Genomic DNA, 12226 nt, shown 5'->3' with positions numbered 1-12226 from the left:
AGTGCTCAATAACCCTTTGGCTTGTGAGGCTGATCCTATGGGGTTACATTAAATAACTCAAATTCATATTTTTTATGCTTTGGATAACCAAGTGGAATACAACCATGGACCTGGCCAACCTCAATGCTTTTATTGCCATCGCCGAGACCGGAAGCTTCTCCGGCGCCGGCGAACGACTGCACCTGACCCAGCCTGCGATCAGCAAACGCATCGCCGGGCTGGAGCAGCAATTGAAGGTGCGCCTGTTCGATCGTTTGGGGCGTGAAGTGAGCCTGACCGAGGCCGGGCGCGCCCTGCTGCCGCGGGCCTACCAGATTCTCAATGTTCTCGATGATACGCGCCGTGCCCTGACCAACCTCACGGGCGAAGTGACCGGCCGTCTGACCCTGGCCACCAGTCACCACATCGGCCTGCACCGTTTGCCGCCCTTATTAAGGGAGTTCACCCGACGCTACCCACAGGTGGCGCTGGATATTCAGTTCCTCGATTCGGAAGTGGCCTACGAGGAAATTCTCCATGGCCGCGCCGAACTGGCGGTCATTACCCTGGCACCGGAACCCCATGCACTGGTCCAGGCCACCCCGGTGTGGGACGACCCGCTGGATTTCGTGGTTGCCCCGGAGCATTCGTTGCTCAATAACGGCAAGGTCAGCCTGGCGGACATCGCCCGACACCCGGCGGTCTTCCCCGGCGGCAACACCTTCACCCACCACATTGTGCAGCGGCTGTTTGAAGCCCAGGGCCTGACGCCCAACATCGCCATGAGTACCAATTACCTGGAAACCATCAAGATGATGGTCTCGATCGGCCTGGCCTGGAGCGTTTTGCCGCGCACCATGCTCGATGAGCAGGTGGCGCGCATACCTTTGCCGGGCATACAACTCACTCGCCAGCTAGGCTATATCCTGCACACGGAAAGGACACTGTCGAACGCCGCGCGGGCCTTCATGGCGCTGCTGGATGCTCAACTCGATCCGCCAGGGACTCAAGGCTAAGTTGTGCTACTCCTATAGAGCCGCGAATTCCCGTGCCAAACGCCCATTCAGCCTAAGGCTTGCCAATGCCCAAATCTGTTGATCGTATTCCGCCTATGCCGCGTATACAGGCACTTGACCCGAAAAACTCCGAACAGAGCTGGGAAAGTGCCTCGCAACTGTTGGCCGCGCTCAACGGCGCGCGCCTGGGTGCCTGGTATTGGGATATCGAGCGCGGGCAGATCAGCTGGTCCCGGGGTACGCAGGCGTTGTTTGGCTTCGACCCCCGCAAACCGTTGCCAGCGGATCTGGAATACCTCGACCTGCTGCCCCCGGAAGATCGCGCGAAAACCGTTCGCGCGTTCCACGCGGTCATCGCTGGCGCGCCGCTGGAGCAAATGATGCACCACCGCATCCGCTGGCCCGATGGCAGCCTGCACTGGCTGGAAATCAGCGGCAGCCTCTTGCCCGACAAGCACGGCCGGCCACGGATGATCGGTGTGATCCGCGAGATTACCCACCAGCGCCAGCGCGAACAGGCGTTGAGCAGCTCGGAAAAACGCTTCGCCACCCTGTTCCACCTGTGCCCGAACATGGTCCTGCTGACCCGCCAGGAAGACGGCCTGATCACCGAAGCCAACCAGTATTTCGAAAGCCTGTTCGGCTGGCCGGTACAGAATGCAATCGGCCGCACCACCCTGGAGCTGGGCCTGTGGGTACACCCCGAGCAACGGGACGAACTGGTCAAGGCCACCAAAGCCAAAGGCGACCTGGTCAGCATGGAAGTGCAGTTTCGCGCCAGCAATGGCCAGATCCACGACGGCATCCTCAGTGCGCAAAAGGTCGAGCTCGAAGGCCAGCCCTATCTACTGAGCACTTTCCTTGACACCACCGAACGCAAAGTCGCCGAACAAGCCCTCAAGGACAGCCAGGAACGCCTCGACCTGGCCCTGGACTCGGCGCAACTGGGCACCTGGGACTGGCACATTCCCAGCGGCATGCTCTACGGATCGGCACGGGCCGCCCAACTGCACGGTCTGGACGCCAAACCTTTCCACGAGTCCTTCGACGAGTTCTTCGAAGGCGTGCCCGGCGAAGAACGCGACACCATGCGCGACGCTTACCGTAGCCTGCGTGAAGGCCCGGCCGGCAACTATCAATTGACCTACCGCGTGCAATTGCCCGACGGCAGTTCGCGCTACCTGGAAAGCCGTGCCCGCCTCTACCGTGATGACAGCGGCGTGCCGGTGCGCATGGCCGGCACATTGCTCGACATCACCGACCAAGTGGAGCGTGAACAACGGCTGGTGGCCTCCGAAGAAAAATTCGCCACGCTGTTCCAGGTCAGCCCCGATCCGATCTGCGTCACCCGCCAGGACTCCGGCCAGTTCATTGAGATCAACTCCAGCTTCACCCAGACCTTCGGCTGGAGCACCGCCGATGTGATCGGCCGCAGCGCCGACGAAATCGGCCTGTGGGACGCTTCGGCGAAAAGCCTGCGACGGATCGAACAAGTGATCCGCGAACAAGGCCTGAACAACGTGGCCATTCTGGTCCAGCACAAGGACGGACAGGCCCTGACTTGCGTGATTTCCAGCCGCCAGATCAGCGTCGGCGACCAGCCCTGCATCGTCACCACGCTGCGCGACATCACCCAGCAACAGCGCTCGGAAGCGGCGCTCAAGGCCAGTGAAGAGAAATTCGCCAAGGCCTTCCACTCCAGCCCCGACGCCATCACCATCACCGAGCGCGACACCGGGCGCTATCTGGAGGTCAACGACGGCTTCTGCCGCCTGACCGGCTACCGCGCCGAGGAAGTGGTGGGCCGCACGGTGTATCAGGTCGGGATCTGGGCCGAAGAAAAACAACGCTCGGCGCTACTGGCCGAATTGCAGATCAAGGGCCGGGTTCATCACCAGGAAATGCTCGGGCGCAACAAGCGCGGCGAACTGCTCACCGTCGAAGTCTCGGTGGAACCGATCACCCTCAACGAAACCGCCTGCCTGCTGCTGACCGCGCGTGACGTCAGCCTGTTGAAAAACGCCGAAGCGCAGATCCGCCACCTGGCCTACCACGACCCACTGACCAACCTGCCCAACCGCGCCTTGCTGATGGACCGCCTGAGCCAGCAGATCGCCCTGCTCAAACGCCATAACCTGCGCGGCGCACTGATGTTCCTCGACCTCGACCATTTCAAGCACATCAACGACTCCCTCGGGCACCCGGTGGGCGATACGGTGCTGAAAATCATCACCGCGCGCCTGGAGGCCAGCGTGCGCATGGAGGACACCGTTGCGCGCCTGGGCGGTGACGAATTCGTGGTCCTGCTCAGCGGCCTCGAAGGCTCGCGCAGCGAGGTCAGCGATCAGGTTCGCGAAGTGGCCGACACCATCCGCGAGCTGCTGTCCGAGCCGATGTTCCTCGACGGCCAGCGCCTGCAAGTGACGCCCAGCATCGGCATTGCCCTGATCCCCGATCACGGCTCGACTCCGACCGACCTGCTCAAGCGCGCCGACATCGCGCTCTATCGCGCCAAGGACTCGGGGCGCAATACCGCGCAGATGTACCACAACACCATGCAGAAGGCCGCGAGCGAACGCCTGCGCATGGAAACCGACCTGCGCCTGGCGCTTTCCCGGGGCGAGTTTCGCGTGCATTACCAACCCCAGGTCGACGCCCGGGGCGACCGCATCGTCGGTGCCGAGGCGCTGGTGCGCTGGAGTCATCCAGAGCTCGGCGCGCAGTCACCCAACGAGTTCATCAAGGTGCTGGAAGACAGCGGGCTGATTCTGGAAGTCGGCAACTGGATCCTCGACGAAGCCTGCCAGGCCTTCAAGCAATTGATCGACAACGGTCTGGTGAATCCGTACAAATTCAGCCTGTGCGTGAACATCAGCCCGCGCCAGTTCCGCCAGAACGACTTCGTTGAACGAATTGAACAAAGCCTGGCCAGCTACGGCCTGCCCTGCTCCCTGTTGAAGCTGGAAATCACCGAAGGCATCGTGATCCAGAACCTGGAAGACACCATCAACAAAATGCGTCGCCTGAAAAAACTCGGCGTGAGCTTCGCCATGGACGACTTCGGCACCGGCTACTCCTCACTGACCTACCTCAAGCGCTTGCCGGTCGATACCCTTAAAATCGACAAGTCGTTTATCCGCGACGCCACCAGCGACCCGAACGACGCCGAGATCATCCGCGCCATCGTCGCCATGGCCCGCAGCCTGGATTTGAAGGTAATTGCCGAAGGGGTGGAAACAGCGGAGCAGCTTGAGTTCCTGCAGGGGCTGGAGTGCCATTTCTATCAGGGGTACTTGCACAGCCAGCCGTTGCCGGTGGAGGAGTTTAAAAAACTATTGAAATAACACCCCCTTGTAGGAGCGAGCTTGCTTGCGATGCACGCTAACGATGACGCGGGCTGATTGGAAAAACGCGGCTCCATCACCCTAATCGTCGTACGACCGTTGAAAAAAGCCATTCATCCCCATTTCCTACACGCATCTCGGAAACATCCTATTTACGTTTATTTCTCCGGCGCTGACCCTGTGCGCCGCACGTTGCCATGCCTCGATTTTCACTCGGGAGCCGGCACCATGTGCTTGCTGGCGGGCCCTTGGGGCGGCTCGCTCAAGTCGCGAAAAAACAGGAGTTGATGCAATGGCCAAGGGATATTTCATTCGCAAGGGCGATAAGACCAGCTGCGGCGGCGAGGTGCTGGAGGGCGATACCCGCATCACGATGTTTGGCTTCGCCCATGCCCGCGAAGGGGACCGGGTGTCTTGCGGCAAGAGCAGCGAATTCTTTCAAATCCAGGGTGGTGTCTCGTTCATTGATAGTCACGGCAGGCCCGTAGCCGGCACGTTGGACAGTGTCAGCAGTTGTCCCTGCAAAGCCACGCTGCAGCATTCGATTACGATAACCAGCTATATCTCTCAGGCTACTCCAGCGCCCCCCACAGCCAGGGCCGTCCCTCAACCCGCGACTCCTCCTGCCCCTGCCAATCCGGTCGCGCCTCGCCAGTCCGGGCCTGCTTCGGCAGCGAAGACTGCCACGCCGACCTTCAGCGAACGGCCGGGAACGGCCTGCGAGAACCTCTGGCGCGGCTACCAGCAACGGGTCGAAAACGTCGTGGCGCCGGGTGGCAGGCTGATCACCGACCCGAAAGCGCGCAACAAGGCAATCAACGCAGCGTACGCGCAGTTGTGGCGTCATGATCAGCGCTTCCAGTGGGCGGGGCTGGCGGCCTTTGCCTCCAAGCAGGTGGGCTGCGGCCTGCTGCACGCGGCGGAGTCGATCGACAAGATGCAGACTGAAGAAGAGACGATGCAGCAGTTGAGGGACAGCGCCAGGCAAGGGCTGGTGGGTTTGCTCAGCCCCAGCGAGCGGGAAAAGCGGGCGACGATTCGGGAGTTTGAACAGCGCCAGCGCGACTACGAACAGGCCAACCGCGACAACCCGGTGTGGGGCTTCACCCATTGGGGTGTCGACAGTGCGTTGCCCCTCGCGCAACGGATGTACCGGTTCGTGCACGAGATGCTGGCCATGGGCAATACCACGCTGTTCCTGGATGTGTATCCGTTGCATGTGTTTTATGCGGAGCGGGGGTTGGAGGCGTTGAAGGCTTGCCTGGCTTCACGGAAGAACATCTATGGCACTGGTGAGCATCCGGTACTGTGGCCGGTCGGACAGGAAACGCTGAAGTTCGGGATTGACCATGATGAAATCCTCCTGGCCTTCGAGGCGATTGACGCTGGCAATATCGCGGAAAGTGTGGCGTTTCTTGCCACGCACGAGCAGGTCAACATCCTGCAACCGGCGATGTACGACGACACTGGACTGAAATGGTTGCTGCGCGGTAACCATTTCTCCTACGTCACCAACCTTCCTTCCGGGGCTGCTCAGGCCATTGAACTGACCCTGGCCAGTCAGTGCCGTCCCGTCGAGGACGGGCGCACCGTTGGGTTTAGCAACTTTCCCTTCGCCGACCTGGCTGACGTCGAGCGGCGCATGGCCTTCGTGCTCAAGGCCGCGGCGCAGTTTGACGATCTGCTGCATAGCGACCAGCGCGATCGGATTGAGCAGTCGATTCGGGAGATTGCCGTCGGTGGTGGCGTGCGATGAGTCTGTTGCATCGTTTGGGCTGGCGCCGCAGCTTCTCGTTGCTGGCAGTCGCGGCCCTCCTGACAGCAACGGCGATTCAGGTCCTGTCGGATGAACCGGAAATTGCTCTACTCCTAGGTGAGCCCTATGAGGTTATGCGTCAGCGCTCCAGCGCGGCCATCGGTCCGGCTATTCCCGGGCAGGTGTCGTTCAACATTCCAAAGACGGATGCCCGTCTGCGTTTCATGGATCCCGAGTACGGCTTCGTAACCCCGCTAGCCAGCTTTTTTACGATTATTTACAACAAGGAGGTGATAAACAGTGTCCGCATGTCCCCGCAAATCGAACCACTACTGCTCGACGACACCCTCAAAGTCGTGCTGGATTTGCAGGAGCAATGGCGCAACGCTGGTTGGATACCTGTCCGAACCGAGAACTTCCCATCCTTCGCCGACACCCCGCAATGGCGAGCCCAACTTCGCGATGTCAACAAAGGCGGTACAGCCTATTGGCGAGCAGGTGACAAGTACCAACTGATGCTGGTGGTCAGTCGCTTCAGGGACAGCAAGCGTCCCACCGAGGAACGCTATCTCATCACATTGGGAATCCACCGATCACGGGGCATGCAATGAGTTTGCTGCAGTGCATAGGCTAGCGACGGGGTGCGTTGGCACTGGCTGGCGCGGTCCTCCTGACGTTGGCGGCGATTGAAGTCCTGTCGGATGAAGCGGAAATAGCCCTGATGATTGGCGAGCCTTGGGAAGATATGCGCCAGCGCTCCACTGCAACCATAGGTCCAGCTATCCCTGGGCATTATTGGTTCGACATCCCCAGTACTGATGCTCGCCTGCGTTTCATAGACCCTCAATACGGGTTTGTGACCCCATTGGCGCGCTTCCTCAGCGTAAGTTTCGATGATGAGCGAGTCGGCAATGTCCGCATGTCTCCACAAATCGAGCCACTACTGCTCGACGACACCCTCAAGGTCGTACTGGATTTGCAAGACCAATTGCGCGCAGCCGGCTGGACTCCGATCCGAATCGAGGAAGACCCACCATTCGCCGACACACCAGAATGGCGAGCCCGATTGCGCGACGTGAACAAGGGCGGTACCTCCTACTGGCATGCGCAAGACAAATATCAAGTGATGCTGGTGGTTCATCGCTTCAAGGACAAAAAGCGTCCCACGCAAGAGCGCTACCTCATCACGCTGGCACTGGCTAGGCCATGGACGAATCCCTGACCCTGCGGCTGCGCTTGATCGGTACAGCGCCCAGCCCCGGTCTCGCAAGATGCCATCTACACTCAATCACCGTCACCCCCACTGGCTGAGACCCCATCAACGTGCCCAGCATCTACCAGATCAAACCTGCCTTCCAAAACCTCCTGCGCCCTCTGGTCCGACGCTTGTTCGACAACGGCACCACCGCCAACCAGATCACAGTGCTGGCGGGCATTGGCTCGGTGCTGGTGGGCGCGATGATCGCCGGGTTCGTGCATCACCCCTGGGTGTTTGTGCTGGTTCCCGTCTGGATGATCGTGCGCATGGCGCTCAACGCCATCGACGGCATGCTGGCTCGGGAATTCGGCCAACAGTCGCGCCTGGGCGCCTACCTCAATGAGCTTTGCGATATCGCCGCAGACTGTGCGCTGATCCTGCCTTTTGCCCTGTTGCCGGACGTCAGCCTGTGGCTGGTGCTGCTGGCGACCTTGCTCGCCTTGTTCAGCGAGTACAGCGGCGTGCTGGGGCCAATGGTCGGTGCCTCACGGCGCTATGACGGGCCCATGGGTAAAAGTGACCGGGCTTTCGTGCTGGGGGTCGTGGCCACCGGCATCGCGGTGGGCTGGATCAACGCTTTCTGGATCAATGGGGTGTTCGCGATCATCGCGGCGCTGTTGCTCTGCACCCTGGTAAACCGGGTCCGCCAGGGCCTCAAGGAAGCACAACAAGATGGCTCTTCAGCCTAAGGAATTGGCAATGCGCGAAGCTCGCCAGCAGACATTCACCACCCATGATGGCGTGGAACTGTTTTACCGATACTGGCCTGGCACCCGGGCCCCGGACGAACCGCGCAAGGCCGTGCTGTTGTTTCATCGCGGCCATGAACACTCGGGGCGCATTGCCCACCTGGTGGATGAACTGGACTTGCCCGGCTACGACTTCTTTGCCTGGGATGCCCGAGGCCATGGCCTCTCGCCGGGCGCCCGTGGCGACAGCCCGGGCTTTGCCACCAGCGTGCGCGACGTGCAGACCTTCTGCGAGCACCTGAAGGCGACTTACCAGATTGACGAGGAAAATCTCACGGTGATCGCCCAAAGCGTCGGTGCGGTGATCGTCGCCACCTGGGCCCACGATTACGCACCACGCATACGCTCGCTGGTGCTGGCGTCGCCGGCGTTCAGGGTCAAGCTCTATGTGCCTTTCGCCCGCCAGGGGCTGGCGCTGATGCGCAAGTGGCGCGGCAACTTTTTCGTCAACAGCTACGTCAAGGCGCGGTTCCTCAGTCATGACCCGCAACGCGTCGCCAGCTACGACAATGACCCGCTGATCACCAAGGCCATTTCCGTGAATGTCCTGCTCGGTCTCTACAAAGCTGCCGAACGGGTCGTGGCCGATGCCCAGGCGATTCAGATACCCGTTCAGTTGCTGATCTCCGGCGCCGATTTCGTGGTGCATCGCCAACCCCAGGAACAGTTCTTCGATCGTCTGGGCAGCCTGCACAAGGAAAAACATGTGCTGCCGGGCTTCTTCCACGACACCCTGGGCGAAAAGCATCGCGGCCCCGCCGTCGCCAGCGCACGCCGCTTCATCCTGCAGAATTTCGCCCAACCCAATGCCCGCCCTTCCCTGCTGGCCGCCGACCGCCTGGGCCCGACCTGCGCCGAATCCGAATCATTGGCCGCACCACTGCCGCACAACTCCCTGCGTGACCTGTACTGGCGCATAACCCGCGCCAGCATGCGCCTGGGCAGCCAGCTGTCGTCGGGGATCAAGCTGGGGTTCGACACCGGGTTCGACTCCGGCAGTACCCTGGACTACGTCTACCGCAACACCCCCACCGGCACATCCGGTCTCGGCCGCATGATCGACCGCAATTACCTGAACTCCATCGGCTGGCGCGGCATTCGCCAACGCAAGCTGAATGTCGAAGAGTTGCTGCGCCTGGCCATGCAGCAGTTACGCGACCAGGATCGCGAAGTGCGCATTGTCGACATCGCCGCCGGACGCGGGCGCTACATTCTCGAAGCTTTGCAGGGTGTCAGCCCGCTGCCCGAGTCGATTCTGTTGCGCGACTACAGCGACATCAATGTGCGTGATGGAAGTGCGCTGATCCGCGAAAAAGGCCTGGAAGGGATCGCACGATTCGTCAAGGGCGATGCTTTCGACCGTGCCGACCTGACTGCACTGGAGCCCAGGCCGACCCTGGCGGTGGTATCCGGTCTGTACGAGTTATTCGCCGACAACCAAATGGTCAGCGCCTCCCTCGCCGGCCTGGCCGACGCCGTCGAACCCGGTGGCTATCTGGTCTATACCGGTCAACCCTGGCACCCGCAGTTGGAGCTGATCGCCCGCGCCTTGACCAGTCACCGTGAAGGCCAGGCCTGGGTCATGCGCCGCCGCACCCAGGCGGAAATGGACCAACTGGTGGAGGCCGCCGGCTTTCGCAGGATCGACCTGCGCGTCGATGAGTGGGGCATCTTCAGCGTGGCCCTCGCGCAACGGGTGTCGTGATGCAGCTCACTGCAACGGCGGCACCCGAGCCTGGCTTGCTCAAATCGGCAGTGCTCTGGCTATTGCTACTGGCGCCGCTGTTCTTCGGCACCTATGGTTTCGCCACTTGGGTCACCGACCAGCGCGACGATGTCGGCAGCCTGGTGTTCGGTTGGGAAAACCACATGCCATTCTGGGCCTGGACCATTGTCCCTTACTGGTCCATTGATCTGCTGTACGGCTTATCCCTGCTGCTGCCCCGCAGCCGCGAGGAACTAAAACGCCATGCCTTGCGCCTGCTGACCGCGCAGGCGATTGCCGTCAGTTGTTTTCTGATATGGCCGCTGCGCTTCACTTTCGCCCGACCCGAACTGGATGGCGTGTTTGGCTGGCTGTTCGATGTCCTTGCCGGCTTTGACAAGCCGTTCAATCAGGCACCATCGCTGCACATCGCCTTGCTGGTGATCCTCTGGGCCTGTTATCAGCGGCACTTGCAGGGCATCTGGCGCACGGTGATGCATGGCTGGTTCGCCCTGATCGGGATCTCGGTATTAACCACTTACCAGCACCACTTCATCGATCTGCCCACCGGCGTGATGCTCGGCTGGCTGTGTGTCTGGCTATGGCCGCTGGAGGGCTCCTCCCTCCTGCAAACCGCGCGTCTGGCGCCCCGGGGAAAACGCTGGAAACTGGCGCTGTATTACGTGCTGGGGGCGGCGGCTTTCACTGTCCCGGCTTTTTTCTTGGGGGGAGTTTGGCTGTGGCTGCTCTGGCCGGCGCTGGCGCTGTTGCTGGTGGCGCTCAATTACGCGGTGCTGAACACGGGCGGCTTTCAGAAACGGGCCAACGGACGCCTGTCAGCTGCTGCCCGCTGGCTACTGGCCCCCTATCTGGCCGCCGCCTGGCTCAATTCGCGCCTGTGGACCCGCAAGGATCCAGATCCCGATCAAGTACTCGATAACGTCTGGCTCGGACGCATACCGACACACCAAGAGCTCAAGAATAGTGCTTTCACCGCCGTGCTCGACCTCTGTGCCGAACTGTCACTGAACCCGGGCTCCGTCGCCTACCGATCGCTGCCTGTATTGGACCTGACCGCTCCCACAGCCGCGCAATGCCAGGAGGCGGCGCTGGACATCGAAAGCCTGCGCCAGCAAGGCCCGCTGCTGGTCTGCTGCGCGCTGGGCTACTCGCGCAGCGCCACGGCGGTAGCGGCGTGGCTGCTGCACAGCGGGCGGGCTGCCAGCGTCGATGAAGCTATCCGGCTGATCCAGTGCGCGCGTCCAGGGATTGTTCTGGGTCCCCTTCAACGAAAAGCCCTGGAGCAGGTAGCGACCCGCATGGAGAGTAGCATTGTCCATTGATATGCAGCTGCAAGTGACAGCCAGTCTGTTGCGTCGTGGCGACTTGCTGGATCGACTGTCCAACGGGCTTACCCTGTTGGGCGCCTTGTTCGGCCTGAGCCAGTCCCTCCTGGCCGACCAGGGGTTCTGGAGCGCGACCTGCAGCTGTGGGTTGCTGTTGCTCGGCCTGGGGCAAAAATACTGGGCGCTGCGGGTGGCATTCGATGCCGATCTGTTCCAACGCCTTGCCGAGCGAGCTGAAAATCTTCCCGAGCACACCCTGTCCCTGGATCAAGCCCTGACAACGTTGAATCTGCAGCCCGCCGAGCATGGCGGGCGCCCCTGGAGCGAACGTATCACCGGCGCCCTGAAGCTGTTGCACCGCCAGGCACTGCTGGTGGCGGCACAGGTGCTGTTGACCCTGTTTTTCATCTTGGCCGGCCCTTGGCTGAACTTTGCCGGATAAGGAGTTCTCATGCTGGAACCCGTGATTGCCACGCTCATCACCTCGGCCGCGCGCCTCCTCACCGGTACCCGCAGCCTCTGGCTCGGTTGCGCGCCGCAATCGGTGCAGCGCATCTACTTCGCCAACCACAGCAGCCATGGTGATTTCGTGCTGCTATGGGCCTCGCTGCCGCCGACCTTGCGTCGCATCACACGACCGGTCGCCGGCGCCGATTACTGGCTCAAAAGCCCACTGCGTCGGTACATCATCAACCGCGTGTTCAATGGCGTGCTGGTTGACCGTGAGCGCAAGGATGCTGCCGAGAATCCGTTGCAGCCGATGCTCGACGCCCTGGAAAACGGCGATTCGCTGATCATCTTCCCTGAAGGCACACGCAATCCCGAAGACGGTCTGCTGCCGTTCAAAAGCGGGCTGTATCACCTGGCGAAAAAGTACCCCGAGGCGCAATTGATCCCGGTGTGGATCGGCAATCTCAACCGCGTCATGCCCAAGGGGCGCGTGCTGCCGCTACCGTTGTTGTGCACCATCAGCTTTGGTGCCGCGCTGAACCTGAGCGAAGAAGAAAGCAAGACGCAGTTTCTCGAGCGCAGTCGCGAAGCGCTGCTGAACCTGGCCGGGGAGCATGCCTGAC

At 61.3% G+C, this 12226-nt stretch carries 10 protein-coding genes; all 10 read left to right on the top strand.

All coding sequences use genetic code 11. From position 1 onward, the window contains the following. Positions 1–104 precede the first annotated feature (104 nt). Positions 105–995 carry a LysR family transcriptional regulator gene (locus tag AB4O40_RS27485; RefSeq protein ID WP_056722165.1) on the top strand — a complete coding sequence of 297 codons (891 nt, stop codon included), beginning with the start codon at positions 105–107 and terminating at the stop codon, positions 993–995. A 65-nt stretch (positions 996–1060) separates the two neighbouring features. Then, complete coding sequence (locus AB4O40_RS27480; RefSeq protein ID WP_223540980.1) at positions 1061–4339, top strand: PAS domain S-box protein; 3279 nt, start codon at positions 1061–1063, stop codon at positions 4337–4339. Between the two features lie 292 nt (positions 4340–4631). After that, a complete protein-coding gene (locus AB4O40_RS27475) occupies positions 4632–6095 on the top strand; it encodes a PAAR domain-containing protein (RefSeq protein ID WP_460057064.1) in 1464 nt (487 codons plus the stop codon). Next, positions 6092–6706, top strand: a complete 615-nt coding sequence (locus tag AB4O40_RS27470) for a hypothetical protein (RefSeq protein WP_460057067.1) — start codon at positions 6092–6094, stop codon at positions 6704–6706. Before AB4O40_RS27475 ends, AB4O40_RS27470 begins: the two co-directional genes overlap by 4 nt. Before the next feature lie 35 nt (positions 6707–6741). Beyond that, positions 6742–7317 (top strand): hypothetical protein, encoded by a 576-nt coding sequence (locus AB4O40_RS27465; RefSeq protein ID WP_460057070.1) that lies wholly within the window; start codon positions 6742–6744, stop codon positions 7315–7317. Positions 7318–7418: 101 nt separating this feature from the next. Next, complete coding sequence (locus AB4O40_RS27460; protein ID WP_460057073.1) at positions 7419–8042, top strand: CDP-alcohol phosphatidyltransferase family protein; 624 nt, start codon at positions 7419–7421, stop codon at positions 8040–8042. Positions 8043–8052: 10 nt separating this feature from the next. After that, complete coding sequence (locus AB4O40_RS27455; protein WP_460057080.1) at positions 8053–9807, top strand: bifunctional alpha/beta hydrolase/class I SAM-dependent methyltransferase; 1755 nt, start codon at positions 8053–8055, stop codon at positions 9805–9807. After that, positions 9807–11150 (top strand): phosphatase PAP2/dual specificity phosphatase family protein, encoded by a 1344-nt coding sequence (locus AB4O40_RS27450; RefSeq protein WP_460057083.1) that lies wholly within the window; start codon positions 9807–9809, stop codon positions 11148–11150. Before AB4O40_RS27455 ends, AB4O40_RS27450 begins: the two co-directional genes overlap by 1 nt. After that, on the top strand, positions 11140–11595 hold the full coding sequence (locus AB4O40_RS27445; protein WP_460057086.1) for a hypothetical protein: 456 nt from the start codon (positions 11140–11142) through the stop codon (positions 11593–11595). The genes AB4O40_RS27450 and AB4O40_RS27445 overlap by 11 nt, the downstream gene beginning before the upstream one ends. 9 nt (positions 11596–11604) lie before the next feature. Next, positions 11605–12225, top strand: coding sequence for a lysophospholipid acyltransferase family protein (locus AB4O40_RS27440; protein WP_460057089.1), 621 nt, complete (start codon positions 11605–11607; stop codon positions 12223–12225). Position 12226: the final 1 nt, after the last annotated feature.

The organism is Pseudomonas sp. S2_F07, assembly GCF_054668325.1.
The sequence above is the reverse complement of the archived record's forward strand: the minus strand, read 5'-3'. Positions and strand labels throughout refer to the sequence as shown.